This is a genomic window from Actinosynnema sp. NPDC037264 (assembly GCF_055603705.1).
Genome location: NZ_JBVJVK010000004.1, coordinates 324,317 through 340,976, shown reverse-complemented (window position 1 = coordinate 340,976; position 16,660 = coordinate 324,317). Strand labels below are relative to the sequence as shown.

At 71.1% G+C, this 16,660-nt stretch carries 18 protein-coding genes; 5 read left to right on the top strand and 13 right to left on the bottom strand.

Going from position 1 to position 16,660, the window contains the following annotated elements:
* Positions 1-299: 299 nt before the first annotated feature.
* The 6 genes from ACZ7GX_RS07925 to ACZ7GX_RS07900 all read right to left on the bottom strand — a co-directional run bounded on the left by ACZ7GX_RS07925 (position 300) and on the right by ACZ7GX_RS07900 (position 8,589).
* Positions 300-1,454 carry a sensor histidine kinase gene (locus ACZ7GX_RS07925; protein WP_498774096.1) on the bottom strand — a complete coding sequence of 385 codons (1,155 nt, stop codon included), beginning with the start codon at positions 1,452-1,454 and terminating at the stop codon, positions 300-302.
* Complete coding sequence (locus tag ACZ7GX_RS07920) at positions 1,444-2,121, bottom strand: response regulator transcription factor (RefSeq protein ID WP_230566547.1); 678 nt, start codon at positions 2,119-2,121, stop codon at positions 1,444-1,446. The genes ACZ7GX_RS07925 and ACZ7GX_RS07920 overlap by 11 nt, the downstream gene beginning before the upstream one ends.
* Positions 2,122-2,515: 394 nt before the next feature.
* Positions 2,516-3,148, bottom strand: a complete 633-nt coding sequence (locus tag ACZ7GX_RS07915) for a slipin family protein (RefSeq protein WP_498774070.1) — start codon at positions 3,146-3,148, stop codon at positions 2,516-2,518.
* A gap of 231 nt (positions 3,149-3,379) precedes the next feature.
* On the bottom strand, positions 3,380-5,278 hold the full coding sequence (gene dxs / locus ACZ7GX_RS07910; protein ID WP_498774068.1) for a 1-deoxy-D-xylulose-5-phosphate synthase: 1,899 nt from the start codon (positions 5,276-5,278) through the stop codon (positions 3,380-3,382).
* A 75-nt stretch (positions 5,279-5,353) separates the two neighbouring features.
* Positions 5,354-6,583: a class I SAM-dependent RNA methyltransferase gene (locus ACZ7GX_RS07905; RefSeq protein WP_498774066.1), complete on the bottom strand. Its 1,230-nt coding sequence runs from the start codon at positions 6,581-6,583 to the stop codon at positions 5,354-5,356.
* Positions 6,580-8,589 (bottom strand): APC family permease, encoded by a 2,010-nt coding sequence (locus ACZ7GX_RS07900; RefSeq protein WP_498774064.1) that lies wholly within the window; start codon positions 8,587-8,589, stop codon positions 6,580-6,582. Before ACZ7GX_RS07900 ends, ACZ7GX_RS07905 begins: the two co-directional genes overlap by 4 nt.
* A gap of 247 nt (positions 8,590-8,836) precedes the next feature.
* Here ACZ7GX_RS07900 and ACZ7GX_RS07895 point away from each other — a divergent pair, with 247 nt between their 5' ends.
* Positions 8,837-9,499 carry a potassium channel family protein gene (locus tag ACZ7GX_RS07895; RefSeq protein ID WP_498774062.1) on the top strand — a complete coding sequence of 221 codons (663 nt, stop codon included), beginning with the start codon at positions 8,837-8,839 and terminating at the stop codon, positions 9,497-9,499.
* Entirely contained in the window at positions 9,500-10,156 is a 657-nt protein-coding gene (locus ACZ7GX_RS07890; RefSeq protein ID WP_053717165.1) for a potassium channel family protein, read from the top strand.
* A 104-nt stretch (positions 10,157-10,260) separates the two neighbouring features.
* On the opposite strand, the gene ACZ7GX_RS07885 is transcribed toward ACZ7GX_RS07890, so the two are convergent.
* Complete coding sequence (locus ACZ7GX_RS07885; protein ID WP_498774060.1) at positions 10,261-10,569, bottom strand: hypothetical protein; 309 nt, start codon at positions 10,567-10,569, stop codon at positions 10,261-10,263.
* Positions 10,566-11,141, bottom strand: a complete 576-nt coding sequence (locus ACZ7GX_RS07880; protein WP_498774058.1) for a bifunctional DNA primase/polymerase — start codon at positions 11,139-11,141, stop codon at positions 10,566-10,568. Before ACZ7GX_RS07880 ends, ACZ7GX_RS07885 begins: the two co-directional genes overlap by 4 nt.
* Before the next feature lie 135 nt (positions 11,142-11,276).
* Here ACZ7GX_RS07880 and ACZ7GX_RS07875 point away from each other — a divergent pair, with 135 nt between their 5' ends.
* Positions 11,277-12,515, top strand: coding sequence for a helix-turn-helix domain-containing protein (locus ACZ7GX_RS07875; RefSeq protein WP_498774056.1), 1,239 nt, complete (start codon positions 11,277-11,279; stop codon positions 12,513-12,515).
* A 190-nt stretch (positions 12,516-12,705) separates the two neighbouring features.
* Here the strand turns inward: ACZ7GX_RS07875 and ACZ7GX_RS07870 are convergent, their stop codons facing one another.
* The 3 genes from ACZ7GX_RS07870 to ACZ7GX_RS07860 form a co-directional block, all read right to left on the bottom strand.
* Positions 12,706-12,891, bottom strand: a complete 186-nt coding sequence (locus ACZ7GX_RS07870; RefSeq protein ID WP_498774054.1) for a hypothetical protein — start codon at positions 12,889-12,891, stop codon at positions 12,706-12,708.
* A 143-nt stretch (positions 12,892-13,034) separates the two neighbouring features.
* Complete coding sequence (locus ACZ7GX_RS07865) at positions 13,035-13,802, bottom strand: DUF3159 domain-containing protein (protein WP_498774052.1); 768 nt, start codon at positions 13,800-13,802, stop codon at positions 13,035-13,037.
* A complete protein-coding gene (locus ACZ7GX_RS07860) occupies positions 13,799-14,176 on the bottom strand; it encodes an OB-fold nucleic acid binding domain-containing protein (protein ID WP_033437072.1) in 378 nt (125 codons plus the stop codon). Before ACZ7GX_RS07860 ends, ACZ7GX_RS07865 begins: the two co-directional genes overlap by 4 nt.
* A gap of 105 nt (positions 14,177-14,281) precedes the next feature.
* Here ACZ7GX_RS07860 and ACZ7GX_RS07855 point away from each other — a divergent pair, with 105 nt between their 5' ends.
* Positions 14,282-14,968, top strand: coding sequence for an alpha/beta fold hydrolase (locus ACZ7GX_RS07855; protein ID WP_498774049.1), 687 nt, complete (start codon positions 14,282-14,284; stop codon positions 14,966-14,968).
* On the opposite strand, the gene ACZ7GX_RS07850 is transcribed toward ACZ7GX_RS07855, so the two are convergent.
* Entirely contained in the window at positions 14,965-15,591 is a 627-nt protein-coding gene (locus tag ACZ7GX_RS07850; protein WP_498774047.1) for a DUF3710 domain-containing protein, read from the bottom strand. The genes ACZ7GX_RS07855 and ACZ7GX_RS07850 overlap by 4 nt on opposite strands.
* Positions 15,592-15,596: 5 nt before the next feature.
* The gene (dut, locus tag ACZ7GX_RS07845) at positions 15,597-16,064 is read right to left on the bottom strand and encodes a dUTP diphosphatase (RefSeq protein WP_053717169.1); all 468 of its coding nucleotides are present in this window, start codon (positions 16,062-16,064) and stop codon (positions 15,597-15,599) included.
* A gap of 24 nt (positions 16,065-16,088) precedes the next feature.
* Here dut and ACZ7GX_RS07840 point away from each other — a divergent pair, with 24 nt between their 5' ends.
* The gene (locus ACZ7GX_RS07840; protein ID WP_498774045.1) at positions 16,089-16,553 is read left to right on the top strand and encodes a DUF3093 domain-containing protein; all 465 of its coding nucleotides are present in this window, start codon (positions 16,089-16,091) and stop codon (positions 16,551-16,553) included.
* Positions 16,554-16,660 lie beyond the last annotated feature (107 nt).

Genomic DNA, 16,660 nt, shown 5'->3' with positions numbered 1-16,660 from the left:
TCCAGTAACAATCTCAAAGGAAACCTCTTGACGAGGTTCATAAATTTACTGGCTATTCGGCACGCTGTTGAGTTCTCAAAGAACACGCGCTCACCGTAGCTCGTCGCTGTGCAGCGACTCGATCCGGGGCTGATGTTCGCCGCGCTCCGTTCCGGTCTCTCTCCGGCCCGTTCCGCGCTGGCAGAGAGAAAGTTACACCCCGCCCAACGCGGAGACAAATCGGGGGTCGGGAGGCACGTCTGCGCAGGTAGTACCCCCTGCGGCGACCCTCAAACCGGATCATGTGTGATCGGGACCACTCAGACTAGTTTTCCATGCGGCGTGGACGGCAGGTGCACGGCCACCGAGAGCCCTCCGCCGGGCACCGCCACGGCGTGAGCCTGACCCTCGTGAGCTGCGACGGCGGCCCGCACGATGGACAGCCCGAGCCCGGTGCCGGTGCGCGCGGTCCGGTCCGTGCCACCCCGGCGGAACGGCTCGAACAGCTCCTCCACCCGGTCCGGAGCGATGACGGGCCCGGACGACGACACCCGCAGCAACGTCCACTCGGGGCCGCCTTCGGTGCGCACCTCGATCCACCCGCCGGGCAGGTTGTGCCGCACGGCGTTCTCCAGGAGGTTCCCCGCGATCCGCTCCAGCAACGCCGGGTCGCCGACGGCGGGCGCCGGCGCGGTGAGGAACGAGACCCGCAGCTGGCGCTCCTCCGCCTCCCCCCGCACGGCACGCCACGCGGACTCGACCACGGCGTTGAGGTCCACCGGCTCGCGCACCGCCAATCCCAGCCCATCTGTGCGCGCGAGCAGCAACAGAGCGCTGACCAGCTGCTCGGCTCGTTCGGTGGCGGCACGCACCACGCCCGCCATGCGGCGCAGCTCGGCGTCGTCGGCGTCCGGGTCGGCGAGCGTGACGTCGAGCTCGGTCCGGATCACGGCCAACGGCGTGCGCAGCTCGTGGGAGGCGTTGGCGACGAACCGCCGTTGCGACTCGAACGCCGCCTGGAGCCGGTCGAGCATCTCGTCGAACGTGTCGGCCAGCTCCGCGACCTCGTCCCGGGGACCGGCCAGGCGCAGCCGCTCGCCGAGGGACTCGGCGGACAGCCGACGGGCCGCGTCGGTCACGTCGTGCACGGGCTGGAGCACGCGGCCGGTGATGGTCCAGGCGAGCAGTGCCGCCGCGGCGACCACGCAGAGGAACGCGATCGAGCCGGATCGCAGCACGTCGTCCCGTGCCTGCTCGCCGAGCAGGTCCATCAGCGCGTCAGCCGCGACCTCACGACCGTCGACGACCACGGTGCTGCCCTCGGCGAAGCGGGGCGAGGAGGCGATGACCCGGCCGACGAGCAGCCAGCCGAGCAGGAGCAGCAGGCCGCTGACGAACGCGACCAGTCCGGTCGCGAGGAGGGTGAGCCGCGTCCGCAGCCCGGGTCCGCGCCTGCGGGCCAGCTCAGAGTTCAGCGGAACCTGCCGTGGGCACGCGGTAGCCCGAGCCGACCACCGTGTCGATGATGCCCGGTTCGCCGAGCTTCTTGCGCAGCGTCATCACGGTGACGCGGACGGTCGTGGTGAACGGGTCGGCGTTCTCGTCCCACACGCGTTCCAGCAGCTCCTCGCTGGAGACCACCGAGCCCTTGGCGGCCAGCAGCACCTCCAGCACGCCGAACTCCTTGCGGGTCAGGTCGACGGGCTGGCCGGCGCGGCGCACCGTGCGCCGGGCCGGGTCGAGCTCGACGTCGCGAGCGGTCAGCAACGGCGGCGTGGCCGGGGTGGCGCGGCGGGCGAGGGCCCGGACGCGGGCGACCAGTTCGGGAAAGGCGAACGGTTTGGCCAGGTAGTCGTCGGCGCCGAGGGACAGGCCCGCGACGCGGTCGTCCACGCCGGCGCTGGCGGTGAGCATCATGACCCTGGTCAGGGCGCCCGAGCTGAGGATCTCCTTGCACAGTTCGTCGCCGGACATGCCGGGTAGGTCGCGGTCGAGCACGACCACGTCGTACCGGGTCACGGTCGACTTCTCATGGCCGGTCTCGCCGTCGTAGGCGACGTCGACCGCCATGCCTTCGCGCCGCAGGCCACGCGCGATCGCGTCGGCCAACGGCACCTCGTCCTCGACTACCAGGATCCGCACCCCACAAAGGTGCCACACATCCCTGAGAAGGTGCTTAGCGTGAAGCTGTCGGGCCGCTGTCGAGGTGCTGTCGAGGGGCAAGGCGGGGCGAAGCGGTGGGTGGGGCGGGGTGCGTGGGAAAGATCAAAAGAGTCCTCGCCGGACGGGCAGATCAGCAGGATGACGGCGGGGTGGGTGGGTACGCGCCGGGTCCGTTGTGGTGCGGGTTTCGTGTCATCCCACCGACCTCCCTACGGGCTACCACACGTATCAAGGGGGCAGGCATAGGTGGAGGGGCGGGCAAGGGACGCACAGCCCCCTTGACACGCGCGGTAGGGCGGAGCCAGGTCGGCGGGATGACACGAAGCCCTTCCTTTGGGGAAGGGTGTGGGCAAGGGCGTGTTAGTGGACGAGGTCAGCGGTTGCGTTCGACGACGACGGTGTTGGCGGATTGAAGGGCGCGCAGTTGGAGGAGGGCCGGGTGGTCCTCGGCCAGGCGGGCGGCGTTGAGGAGGGTGCGGAGGGCTGCTGTCTCGCCGCGGGCGCGTTCCAGGGATGCTCGGGCTTCCGAGCGGGCCAGGAGTTCGGACAGGGCGGCTTTGCGCAGTTCGGTGGGCATGACGACGTCGCGGACGGCGACTTCGCGCAGGTCGATGCCCAGGTCGGTGGCGCGGGTGGTGACGGCGGCGAGGATTTCGGCGGCGATGGCCGGGCGGGCCGGGTCGACCTCGTCGTGGGTGCGGGTCAGCACGGCGGTGCGCAGGGCGATCTGGGTGGCGAGGTGGAGTTCGACCTCGGGGGTGGCGGCGGCCTGGACGTGCTGGGCCGGGTCGGAGATCGACCAGACCAGGACGAGGGTGACGCGGATCAGGACGCCGTCGGAGGTGGGGATGTCCTGCCAGCCGGGGGTCTGCGACCGGGGGCGGATGTCGAGGTGGCGGACCTGGTGGCGGAAGCTGCGGCGGTGGCGGCCGGGGCCCAGGACCTCGACGAGCTCGCCGTGCCGGAAGACCACACCGCGTTCCCACGGCATGAGGGTGTGCTTCACCGGTCCTCCTCCTGCGTTGCGCGGACCGCGCCCCCGGTCGTGGGGCGGTGGGCGGGAGCACGGGGCTCGCAGGGCCCCACGCCCCGTGGTCGACCGGGGTCGCGGCTTGGGTGTCGCAACCCGCCGCGTTGGCAACGCGCCTCTCTGAAAGGTTCGCCCGGCTGCGATCGCGGGACTCGGGTTCGGCAGTGCCGTCCGAGCCGCTGACCGGGCGGGAGGAGGGTAACCGGGCTACTTCTCGACCGTCGCGCCCATTTCCGCGGGCTCGGCGGCGACGACCCACTCGGTGATGCGGCGGGAGACGTCCTGGGCGGTCAGGCCGATGTCGGAGAGGACCTCGCTGCGTTCGCCGTGCTCCTGGAAGGTCTGGGGGATGCCCAGGTCGCGGAGCGGGGTGTCGACGGAGTTGTCGCGGAGGGCGGCGGCCAGGGCCCAGCCGAAGCCGCCGTGCCGGCCGTTGTCCTCGACGGTGACGACGAGGCGGTGGTCGGCGGCGAGGGCGACCAGGTCGTCCGAGACGGGGAAGACCCAGCGGGGGTCCACGACGGTGACGCCGATGCCCTGGTCGGCGAGGCGTTGGGCGGCGGCCAGGCCGAGTTCGCCGAACGCGCCCACGGTGACCAGGAGGACGTCGGAGCCGGAGCGGTGCAGGACGTCGACCTTGCCGATGCGTTCGAGGGCGGGCAGGTCGGGGCCCACGGAGGCCTTCGGGTAGCGGATGACGGAGGGCCCGTCGGAGATGCGGACGGCCTCGCGGAGTTCTTCGCGGAGCGTGGCGGCGTCGCGGGGGGCGGCCACGTGGATGCCCGGGATGAGGCCGCAGATGGAGAGGTCCCACATGCCGTGGTGGGAGGCGCCGTCCGGGCCTGTGATGCCGGCGCGGTCGAGGACCACGGTGACGCCCTGCTTGTGCATGGCGACGTCCAGCAGGAGCTGGTCGAACGCGCGGTTGAGGAAGGTGGCGTAGATCGCGACGACCGGGTGCATGCCGCCCATGGCGAGGCCGGCGGCGGAGGTCATGGCGTGCTGTTCGGCGATGCCGACGTCGAAGCAGCGCTCCGGGTAGAGGCCGGCGAACTTGTCCAGGCCTGTGGGGCCGCGCATGGCGGCGGTGATGGCGACCAGGTCGGGGCGTTCGCCGCCGAGGGTGGCCAGTTCGTCGGCGAAGACGTGGGTCCAGGTGCGCTTGGACGGGCCGATGTTCTCGCCGGTGATGGGGTCGATGACGCCGGTGGCGTGCATCTGGTCGGCCTCGTGGTTCTCGGCGGGCGCGAAGCCGTTGCCCTTGCGGGTGACGGTGTGGACGATCACCGGGCCGCCGAAGGACTTGGCGCGGCGCAGGGCCGACTCCAGGACGGCGTGGTCGTGGCCGTCGACGGGGCCGATGTACTTGAGGCCGAGGTCCTCGAACATGGCCTGCGGGCTGAGGGCGTCCTTGATGCCGCGCTTGGCGGCGTGCAGGGCGGCGTAGACGGGCTTGCCGACGAACGGGGTGCCCTGCAGGGCGTTCTTGCCGCGCTCGAGGGCGCGTTCGTAGCCGGGCTGCAGGCGCAGCGACGAGAGGTGGTCGGCCAGGCCGCCGATGGTGGGCGAGTAGGAGCGGCCGTTGTCGTTGACCACGATGACGACGGGTCGGTCGGTGCCGGAGGCGATGTTGTTCAGCGCCTCCCAGCACATGCCGCCGGTCAGGGCGCCGTCGCCGACGACCGCGACGACGTGCCGCCGCTGGCCGCCGAGCTGGTAGGCCTTGGCCAGGCCGTCGGCGTAGGACAGGGCGGTCGAGGCGTGGCTGTTCTCCTCGACGTCGTGCTCGCTCTCGGCGCGGGAGGGGTAGCCCGAGAGGCCGCCCTTCTGGCGGAGCGTGTCGAAGCCGTCGCGGCGGCCGGTGAGGATCTTGTGCACGTAGCTCTGGTGGCCGGTGTCGAAGACCACCGAGTCGTGCGGTGAGTCGAAGACCCGGTGCACGGCCATGGTCAGCTCGACCACGCCGAGGTTCGGACCGAGGTGCCCGCCGGTCCGGGAGACCTTGTCGACCAGGAAACGCCGGATCTCGTCGGCGAGCGCGGGCAGCTCGTCAGGTCCCAGCCGTTTCAGATCCGCCGGTCCGTGCACGGATTCCAGCAGCGTCACTCGCTCCACCTCGCCCTGTGGTTCGGGTCCCCCGATTCGTCCGGTCAGTCTACGGACCACAGGCTGAGACGCCTGTCAGCGTGCGGGGGTCAGCAGGGCGATGCATTCCACGTGGTGGGTCATCGGGAACGCGTCGAACGCCCTGAGCTGGGCCAACTCGTAGCCGTGCTGGGCGAAGGCGGCGATGTCGCGGGCCAGCGCTGCGGGGTCGCACGCGACGTAGACCACACGGGAGGGTCGGCTGCGTGCGATCGCGGTCACCACGACCTTGCCCGCGCCCTTGCGCGGCGGGTCGAGGACGACGACGTCGGGTGGCAGGTCGGTGAACTCGGGTGATTCGAGCACGGCTTCGGTGCGGCCGGTGTGCCAGCTGATCTGCGGCTGGTCGGAGAGGTTGAGCCGGCCGTCGGCGACGGCGCCGTACGACGACTCGACCACGGCGACGGAGCCGCGGTGGCCGACCTGCTCGGCGAGCACGGAGGCGAACAGGCCGACGCCGCCGTAGAGGTCCCAGGCGCGGTCGCCGGGGCGGCAGTCGGCCCAGTCGCCGACGACCTTGGCGAAGGTGTCCGCGGCGGCGGGGTGGACCTGCCAGAAGCCGTCCGCGCGGAGGTTCCACGTGCGGCCGGCGGCCAGTTCGGTGGCCGTGCCGCTGCCTTGTCGCAGGCGGGAGGGGCCGGGGACGGGGCGGCCCCGGCGGATGATGGGCGGGCCGATCTCGGTGACGTGCGTCCGGCCGCCCGCGTCGCGGGTGACGACGAGCTCGGACTTCGGCGGCCACGTGTGGTGGACCACGTCGTCCAGGGCGCCCGGGACGGCGATCACGCAGTCGTCCACGGGGACGACCTGGTGGCTGCGGTGGGCGCGGAAGCCGGGGCGGCCGTCCGGGCCGACGGCCATGCGCATCCTGGTGCGCCAGTCCTCCGGGCCGCCGGGCAGGTCCTCGACGACGACCTCCCAGTCGAGCTTGGCCAGGCGGTGCAGCTGCTCGCTGACCACGGCGGCCTTCAGCTCGCGCTGGGCCTGCCACGACGCGTGCTGCCAGTCGCAGCCGCCGCAGAGGCCGGGACCGGCGAACGGGCACGGCGCCGGCACGCGGTCCGGCGAGGCCTCCAGCACCTCGACGGCGTCGCCGCGGCAGAACGAGCCGCCGGTGTCCTCGGTGATCCGCACGACCACCCGTTCGCCGGGCAGCGCGTGCCGGACGAACACGACGCGGCCCTCGTGCCGGGCCACGCAGTGCCCGCCGTGGGCGACCGCGCCGACCTCGACCTCGATCAGCCGCTGCTTCCAGGTCGCCGTCACTTGCCGTCCTTGTCTTGGCCGCGCTTGTCCAGGCCGCGCCGGATCGCGCCGGGCGCGACCACGTCGTCCTTGTCGGTCACCTTCGAGGATGAGGCCAGCTGCCACGGCACGCTCGTCACCATCACGCCCGGTTGGAACAGCAGCCTGCCCTTGAGCCGCAGCGCGCTCTGGTTGTGCAGGAACTGCTCCCACCAGTGGCCCACCACGTACTCCGGGATGAACACGGTGACCACGTCGCGCGGGTTGTCCGTGCGGACCCGCTTGACGTAGTCCAGGACCGGTTTGGTGATCTCGCGGTAGGGCGACTCGATCACCTTCAGCGGCACCTTGAAGTTCTCCTTCTCCCATTCCCGCACCAGGCGGCGGGTGTCGCCGTCGTCCACGTTGACGGTGACCGCCTCCAGCATGTCGGGCCGGGTGGCCTTCGCGTACGCCAGGGCCCGCAGGGTGGGCATGTGCAGCTTGGAGACCAGCACCATGGCGTGGTTGCGGGCGGGCAGCAGCTTCTGCCGCTCCTGCTGGCGCAGTTCCTCGGCGACCCGGTCGTAGTGCCTGCGGATCGCCGTCATCAGGGCGTAGAGGGCGGCCATCGCGGCGATGGCGATCCACGCGCCGTGGGTGAACTTCGTGATCAGCACGACGACCAGCACCGAGGCGGTGAGCGCCAGGCCGAACGCGTTGATCGACTGCGACCGGCGCATCCGGCGGCGGGCGTTGGGGTCGGTCTCGGTCTTGAGCAGCCGGTTCCAGTGCCGGACCATGCCGGTCTGGCTCATCGTGAACGAGACGAACACGCCGACGATGTAGAGCTGGATGAGCTTGGTGACCTCGGCGTCGAACGCGATGACCAGCACGATCGCGGCGCCGGCGAGGAAGACGATGCCGTTGCTGAACGCGAGCCGGTCGCCGCGGGTGTGCAGCTGGCGTGGCAGGTAGCGGTCCTGGGCGAGGATCGAGCCGAGCACCGGGAAGCCGTTGAACGCGGTGTTCGCGGCCAGGACGAGGATCAGCGCGGTGACCGTGGTGATGAAGAAGAACCCGACCGGGAAGCCCTCGAACACCGCGCCCGCGATCTGGGCCACCATCGTCTTCTGCTCGTAGCCCTCGGGCGCGTTGACCAGCTGGTGGGCCGGGTCCTCGGCCATCTTCACGCCGGTGAGCTGGGCCAGCACGATCAGGCCCATCAGCATGGTGACCGCGATCAGGCCCATCATGAGCAGCGTGGTCGCCGCGTTGCGCGACTTCGGCTTGCGGAACGCCGGCACGCCGTTGCTGATCGCCTCCACGCCCGTGAGCGCCGCGCTGCCGGACGAGAAGGCGCGCAGGACGAGGAACACGAACGCCAGGCCCATCAGGTGGTCGTCCCCGGCCCGCAGCTCCAGGCCCGCGCTCTCGGCGCGCATCTCGTCGCCCAGGACGAGGCCGCGGAACAGGCCGTAGCCGATCATGAACAGGACGCCGACCATGAACGCGTAGGTCGGGATGGCGAACGCGCTGCCGGACTCGCGGATGCCGCGCAGGTTGACGGCGGTGAGCAGGACGATCGCGGCGACCGCGAACTCGGCCTTGTGGGTGGCGACGAACGGGATGGCCGAGCCGATGTTCGCCGCCGCCGCCGAGATCGACACGGCGACCGTGAGGATGTAGTCGACGAGCAGTGCGCTCGCCACGGTGAGGCCCGCTCTGCGGCCGAGGTTGACCGTGGCGACCTCGTAGTCGCCGCCGCCGGACGGGTAGGCGTGCACGTTCTGCCGGTAGCTCGCGACCACCGTGAGCATCACGACGACCACCGCCACGCCGACCCACGGCGCCAGCGCGTAGGCCGACAGACCCGCCACCGAGAGCACGAGGAAGATCTCCTCGGGCGCGTAGGCCACGCTCGACATCGCGTCCGAGGCGAACACGGGCAGGGCGATGCGCTTGGGCAGCAGGGTGTGGGCTAGGCGATCGCTGCGGAAGGGCCTGCCGACGAGGAGGCGCTTGGCCGCGGTTGCGAGCTTGGACACGGGTCGAGAGCGTAAGGGGTGGTGACCGGGCGGGCGTTGTCGTCCGGTGGGCGCCGGGTCGCTTGTGACGTGCGTCGCGGGTCCGGGTGGCGGCTCGAACGCGTGGTCACGCGCGTGGCCGGCGCGGTATTCGCTCAGGTGTTCGAGGCGTTGGGCCGTGCGGGACGCGTGCGGCGCCGGACGCACCGCTCTCGTTCACTGATCAGGGACGGTAGGTTCTCCGTAAGCGTCGTTCGGGGAGGCTTTCGTGCACGTGGTGATCATGGGCTGCGGCCGGGTGGGCTCGTCCCTGGCCAAGGCGCTGGAGCGCCTCGACCACCAGGTATCGGTGATCGACAAGGACGCCCAGTCCTTCCGCAGACTCGGCCCGGACTTCCACGGCCAGCAGGTCGTCGGCAACGGTTTCGACCAGAAGGTGCTGATCGAGGCCGGGATCGAGCGGGCGGGCGCGTTCGCGGCCGTGTCCAGCGGCGACAACTCCAACATCATCTCGGCGCGGGTGGCGCGGGAGACGTTCGGGGTGGAGGCGGTGGTCGCGCGGATCTACGACGAGAAGCGCGCCGCGGTGTACGAGCGGCTGGGCATCCCGACCGTGGCGACCGTGCCGTGGTCGACCGACCGGTTCCTGCGGATGCTGCTGCCCGAGGGCACGGCGACCGCGTGGCGCGACCCGTCGGGCACGGTGGCCGTGCTGCCGCTGGAGCTGCACGAGGACTGGGTCGGGCGCACCGTGCGCGACCTGGAGGAGGCCACCGGGTGCCGGGTGGCGTTCGTGATGCGGTTCGGGACGGGTGTGCTGCCGGACTCGAAGACCGTGCTGCAGGAGGACGACCAGGTGTACGTGGCCGCCCTGTCCGGCACCGTGACCGACGTGGCCGCGGCTGCGGCTCACGCGCCCGAGGAGAGCTGAGTGCGTATCGCGATTGCGGGTGCCGGTGCGGTGGGTCGTTCCATCGCGGCCGAGCTGGTGTCCGACGGGCACCAGGTGATGCTGATCGAACGTGACCGCACGCACTTCGAGCCGCACACCGTGGAGCAGGCCGAGTGGGTGCAGGCCGACGCGTGCGAGCTGTCGTCGTTGGAAGACGCGGGGATGCAGCTGTGCGACGTGGTGATCGCCGCGACCGGTGACGACAAGGTCAACCTGGTGGTGTCGTTGCTGGCGAAGACCGAGTTCGCGGTGCGGCGCGTGGTGGCGCGGGTGAACGACCCGGCGAACGAGTGGCTGTTCACCGAGTCGTGGGGGGTGGACGTGGCCGTGTCGACGCCGCGCATCCTGTCCGCGCTGGTGGAGGAGGCCGTGACGGTCGGGGACGTGGTGCGGCTGATGACGTTGCGCCAAGGCCAGGCCAACCTGGTGGAAATCACGCTTCCAGGTGACACACCGCTCGCGGGGTCGCCGGTGAACGGCCTGGCGCTGCCCCGGGACGCCGCTTTGGTGACCATCCTGCGGGGCGGCCGGGTCATCGTGCCGACGCCGGACGACACGCTGGAGGGCGGGGACGAGCTGCTCTTCGTGGCGGCGGCGGACGTGGAGCAGGAGATCCGTTCGGCTCTGGGCTACTGACGCGTCCGGGTTGTCCACAGGCGGCGGGTGGGCGGCTCGTCCCGTCGGTGCCCGCCGGCAGGATGAAAGCAGGGGTCCTCTTGGCGGGGACCCCCGCGCAGCCATTAGGTGGTGGCCTGGTCCAACCACACCAGGTGCACTCGCCGCACGGTCTCATCCGTGCTGATCTCGTACCAGGTCCGGGCATTCTCGGCGCACTCCGAGCTGAGGCGGAAATCGCCCTCGACCGAGTTGGACTCGGCACGGTCTGCGTAGGCCAGGCCATAACCCGCGACCCGGGCGTCTTCACCCTCTCCGTACTCCTCCACGATGGCGAACGACCGGGGCGCGTCTTCGCGCGCCACCTCGCGCATCAGCGCCGTGAAGGCCTTTCCCACGTCGACGGTCCGCTCGACTCGGGTCGGCTCGTTCACGCGGTCTTCCTTTCGACGTGGTGGATGAAGTCGGCGAGGTCGTCACCGGTCACGAGGGTGTTGCCCGCTTCTTCGGGAGTGATCAGCCACAGCACCTCCGTTCCCCCGATGGACGTGGGCGGCAAAGGCAGGGGCATGCCACGGTCGACCACGCTCGCGTGGTCGCTCAGCAGCACCACCGGCATTGGCGGCCTGACGAGGAAGTAGGTCAGCGGCATGCCTTGGATCGCCAACACCGGCGTCGGGTCGGCGCCGAACCACGGGTGCCGGGCGACGGCCTCGGCCAAGGTGGCGAAGACCGTGAACACACCGAGGTTCGCCGAGACCGGGGTGAGGATGTTCGGCACGAACCTGCCGGGCGCCGACCACCACCTCCGAACCAGGTCGGCATCGGTGGTCGCGTCCGCGAGCGGCCGCAGGTGCGGGCTCAGGACAGGGGCACCGTCGACCGGATCGGCGAAGCGTCCCCCGCGCCAGATGGCTCCGGGCACGACCGGCCACCCGAGGGCGGCGTAGTCCAGGGCCGCTTGCAAGGTGGCCTGTCGAATATCCGGTGTGCTGCTCTGCACCACGACCTCACTTCCGCCCAGGCGATCGCCATCGCCATCGGTTCGCCTGAGAGGCACGCTAGTTCCCCTTTTCCGCGATCAACCCAAAATCTCTGTTGGGGTGTCCTCGGCGCGGTTTCGGATGGGTACTCTGGGCGTATGCGGCAGGACAACGAGGCGACGGTAGGTGAGCGCATCGCCTACTACCGCAAGCGCCAGGGCATGACGCAGGAAGTGTTGTGCGGCTTGGTGGGTGGGCGCACCACCGAGTGGCTCAGGCAGATCGAGAACGGCAAACGGGAGGTGGACAAGCTGTCCACCATCGTGGCCGTGGCCGAGGCACTGCGCGTTTCGCCGTCAGCGCTGCTGCCGGGTCCTTTCCGGACGACAGCGCGGCGCACGGATTCCCTCGGCACCGCCCCGGCCATTGTTCCGGACATCGAAGCCGCGATGTTGCGCTACAACGGCATTTCCCCGCTGCTCGGCGTCCCGGATCGGAAACCGGTCACACCGGAACACCTTCGGATCCGAGTGGAAAAAGCATTCCTGCATTCGCAGACCGAGCGGTGGTCCGACATGGCCCCGCTCGTCCCGGGCATGATCGCGGACGCCTGGCACCTGGTGCACGACGCCGGGGACGAGCGCCAACGGCGGGAAGCGTCGAAGTTGCAAGCCCTGGTGTACCGGGTGACGTCAGGGATGCTGGATCGGCTGGGCGAGCCGCACCTGCCCTGGGTCGCCGCCGAGCGTTCGATGCACGCCGCCGAGGAGTCCGACGACCGGTTGCTGATCGCGGGCGGGGCGTGGCGACTGGCGGTCGTCCTCCGCCACGCGGGCCGGCTCACGGAGTCGACCGACGCGCCCGTCGCCGCGGCCGACGCGCTCCGACGGGATCTGGACGTTCCGGAGTCGTACAGCATGTACGGGTCGCTCATGTTGAAAGGCGCCGTCGGCGCCGCCACGCTCGGCGACCACCGGGCCGCGCACGACTACCTGGGCGAAGCCTCACGGGCAGCGGAGGAGATCGGGGACCGGAACGACTTCTGGCTCGCGTTCGGGCCGACGAACATCGCCATCCACCGCGTCTGGCTCGCACTCGAACTGGGCGATCCGGGTCGAGCCATCGCGGAAGCGGAGCGTGTGCCGTACGACAACCTGCCCCCCGAACTGTCCGAGCGCAGGACTTCGCACCTCATCACCGTCGCCTGGGCCTACTACCTGCGCCGGAAGGACCGCGAAGCGCTGGACGCGCTCACGTTGGCCAGGATGGCCGCCCCGGAACAACTCCTGTTCACCGGCAGGGTCCACTCGATGCTTCGGGGCATGCTGAAACGCGAACGACGTTCGGTGAAGGCCGACCTGCGCAGGCTGGCGGACTTCGTCGGTGTCGCGGCCTGACCCGCTGGTTTCGAGCAGAACCGCCGACCGGCTCAGTACCTGCTCGGTTGTCCACAGGCGGTGGGCGGGCGGCGCGTTTCCGTCGGTGCCCGCCGGCAGGATGAAAGCAGGGGTCCCCTTGGCGAGGACCCCTGCGCAGCAATCGGGTTGTGGCTGGTCAGACCGGTGGCCGCACCGTCGATGGCCGGCCTTATCGCGGGTGGTTGATCTCGCCGAACGCCGTTCTGCCGTGCGTCATGATGTCCACCGACACGATGAGCTGGGCTTCGGCCAAGAGGTTGGCGCGCTCCTGCGAGCCGAGCGGCCACTGGCGCGCGGCGTCCAGCAGGTTCTGCGCGATGTCGACCGTGGTGGGTTCCCTGTCGAAGAATTTCACGCGACCCCCTCCGAAGACGGCTGGCCACACGACGTGCGCGAACCCATCAAGGTTAGCGATCGGCGCAGTCGCGAGGGGGATCGGACCTGCCCCACCGGGCCGGCTGGTGTGCCGCGGAACCGGTGGGGCGCAGGTCGGATGAGTCAGCGTTCCTCGGCCCGGGCGGGCGCGGGGTTGGGGTTGTCGGTGGAGGAGTCCAGCAGCCGGTCGTAGATGGTCGGCTCGTGGTCGGCCCCGGCTTGGGCGCGGAGGCGTTCCTCGGCGGCCCGGTTCTCCTCCTCCTCGCGGGCGAGGGTGGCTTTCAGGCGCTTGTCCGAGCGGCGCACCGCCCAGACCGTGGCGATCAGCGCCACCGCCATCAGCGGGTAGCCCATGGCCAGGCGCGCCGCCGCCAGCCAGCCCACCGACGCCTCGTCGTACAGCCACCGCTGCACCACGAACCGCGCCAGGAAGACCAGCGCCCACACGAGGGTGGCGATGTCGTAGTCCCGGACGCTCGCCTTGTCCTTGCGCCACGCCTGGCCCTGGCCGTTGAGGAACGACCAGATCACGCCCGCGAGAGGCCATCTGACCAGGATCGACAGGATGAACCCGCCGCCGTAGACGAGGCTCTGCCAGATGCCGAACAGGAAGAAGCCCTTGGCGTCGCCGGTCCGGTAGGCGATGAACGCGGCGATGCCGACGCCGAAGACCGCCGAGACGGCCGGCTGCACGGAGCCCTTGCGCAGGGCCAGCACGACGCCGATCGCGACCGAGAACGCCAGCGCGCTCCAGATCGCGGGCATGAGCCCGGCGAACGCGTTGACCAGCACGAACACCACGACGGGCAACGAGGAGAACAGCAGGCCGCTCACGCCGCCCATCTGCTCGAGGAGGGTGGGCTGCTTCTCGGACTCGTTCACTTGTGTCATGAAGCGTTCTGCAACTCGTAGTAGGGGTTGTAGAGCACCTTGCGCCCGTCGCGCACCGCGATCCGGCCTCTGGCCTTGATGGTGCGACCCGGCTCGATGCCCGCGATCCGACGACGGCCCAGCCAGACCAGCGTCACGCCCTCGGTGCCGTCGTACAGCTCCGCCTCCAGGGTGGCCGCGGCGTCACGGGGGCACAGCTCCACGCTGCGCAACCGGCCCAACACCGTCACCTCTTGCCCGGACTTGCAGTCGCACGCTCGGATGGCCCCGACGGCCTCGGCTTTTCGAGACAGGTCGTCGGCGTCCAACTCGCTGACGTCGGTGGTCAGCCGACGCACGAGGCGGCGCCAGTAGCCACCCCCAGTACCAGTCATCCCCGACTCCTGGAATGCGCGGGGCCTCGACGACGAAGCCCGTCCAACAGCCAGCGTAACCGGGTGCACCCGACCGGGTATCCGACTGGGGGAGGATCTGCCGTCATGAGCTCGTCACGTGCCGTTCTGCTGCCGGGCACCGCCTCCGACGAGGTGTTCGTGTCCTCGGTGTTCGCCCGCCCGCTGGCCGAGGCCGGGTTGGTGCTGGTCGCGCCCGCGTCACGGGGTGTCCGGGAGCACGTCGAGGCGTTGGACGCCGCCTGGGACGGCACGCCGCTGGTCGTGGGCGGGGTGTCGCTGGGCGCGCACGTGGCGGCGGCGTGGGCGGTGCGGCACCCCGAGCGGTGCGCCGGTCTGCTGGTGGCGCTGCCCGCCTGGAACGGCCCGGCGGACGGCGCGCCCGCGGCGTCGGCGGCACGGGCCAGCGCCTCGGTGGTGGAGTCGGAGGGCGTCGAGGCCGCGTTGACCGGCGTCGACGGGTGGCTCGGCGACGAGCTGCGGCGGGCGTGGCCCCGGTACGGCTCGCGGCTCGCCGACGTGCTGCGGGAGGCCGCCGGGTCGTCCGCGCCGACGGTGGCCGAACTGGCGGGGCTCACGGCGCCGGTGGGGGTCGCCGCCTGCACCGACGACCCCGTTCACCCCGTGGAGATCGCCCGGACGTGGGTCGGAGCGCTCCCCCGTGCCGCTCTGCGCACGACGACGTTGGCGGCGCTGGGCGCGGACCGGGAGTCCCTGGGCCGCGCCGCGCTCGACGCCTACCGCTCCGCGTCGGCGGCGGACTGGCTGTACTAGCTCTGCTGCTGCGCCTGGATGTGCCGGGCGATGGCCTCGGGCAGCTCGATCGGCAACGGCGTGCGCACCGGCATCGCCTGCTCGCCGCGCACCACGACCGTGTCCCGCATCAACGCGTAGAGGGCCTCGGTCGCCTGGGCGCTCTGCTCCTCCGTCGGCGCCGCCGCGATGCCCCGCAGCATCCACCGCGGCCCGTCCACGCCGACCACCCGCAGGTGCACCTCGTTGTTGCGGGCGGTGATCTCCTCGCCCCACTCGCCGTTCTCCCGCAGGATCCGGAAGCCGTCGCTCTTGAACTGGGCGATCATCTCGCCGCTCACGTCCGGCCACAGCCGGTCCTGCTTCGGCGCGGCGAACGCGCTCACGGTGAGCTGGCCGACGGTCGTCAGCAGGTGCACCGCCCGCACCGCGCCCGCCGGGTCCATCTCCACCTGCAACTGCACGCCCTCGGGCACGGGCAGCCGGATCGAGCCGAGGTCCAGCCGGTTCAGGCCGTCGTCCGGGGCCCACGTCGAGTCGAACGGCCCGTCCTCGACCTCCTCCACGCCGTCGAACTCGACCTCGGGTTGCGCCGTCCCCCGGTTCGCGGAGTGCCTACCGCGCTTGCGGCGCTTTCCGAACATCGCCTTCACCCCTCCGTCCGGGCGAGCACGTCGTGCCCGCCTGTAGAGCCGTAGCCGCCCGCGCCCCGTGCGGAGTCGGGCAGCTCGTCGACTTCGCGGAACACCGCGTGCTCCACCTTCTGCACCACCAGCTGGGCGATCCGGTCACCGCGCGTCAGCACTACGGGCTCGCGCAGGTCGTGGTTCACCAGGCACACCTTGATCTCGCCCCGGTAGCCCGCGTCGATCGTGCCCGGGGTGTTGACCACGCTCAGGCCGACGCGCGCGGCCAGGCCGGAACGCGGGTGCACGAACCCCGCGTACCCCTCCGGCAACGCGATCGCGACACCAGTGCCTACCACCGCGCGCTCCCCCGGTTCGATCACCACGTCGGTGGTGGTCACCAGGTCGGCGCCGGCATCACCCGGTCGGGCGTAGGCCGGGAGCGGCACGGCGGGATCGAGCCGGGACAACAGGACCTCGACGCTGGGCACGGCGCGCGAGACTACCCTGGTGGCGTGAGCGAGACTGCTGTGACCGCCCCGATCGCGTTCCGCGAGCGGTTGTACGTGCCCTGGTGGGGTTGGCCGCTGCCGCTGGCCGCGGCCGTGCTGCTGGCCGCCGAGATCCACATGGGGTTCCCCGGCGTGCGGTCGTGGCTGCCGTACGTGATCACCGTGCCGCTGGCCGTGCTGCTGATCGTGCGGATGGGCTCGGCGAAGGTGGAGGTGTCCGGCGGCGAGCTGCGGGTCGCCTCGGCGCACGTGCCGCTGGAGCTGCTCGGCGAGGTCGAGGTGTTCGACTCGAAGGACAAGCGGAAGGCGATGGGCCCGAACCTGGACCCGATGGCGTTCGTCACGCACCGGGGTTGGGTCGGGCCGATGGTGAAGGTCGAGCTGCGCGACCCGGCGGACCCGACGCCGTACTGGCTGTTCAGCGTGCGTTCGGCGGAGGAGCTGGCGGCGTTGCTGCGCGATCGGTGACGTGGGTCGGCAACGGGGACTGGGCGCCACCCCGGCGGTGGGGGTGAGCGCCCAGGTCTGGTCGTAGGTGCGTGTTCGGTCGTGCCGCGGCGCCGGTCGTGCGGTGG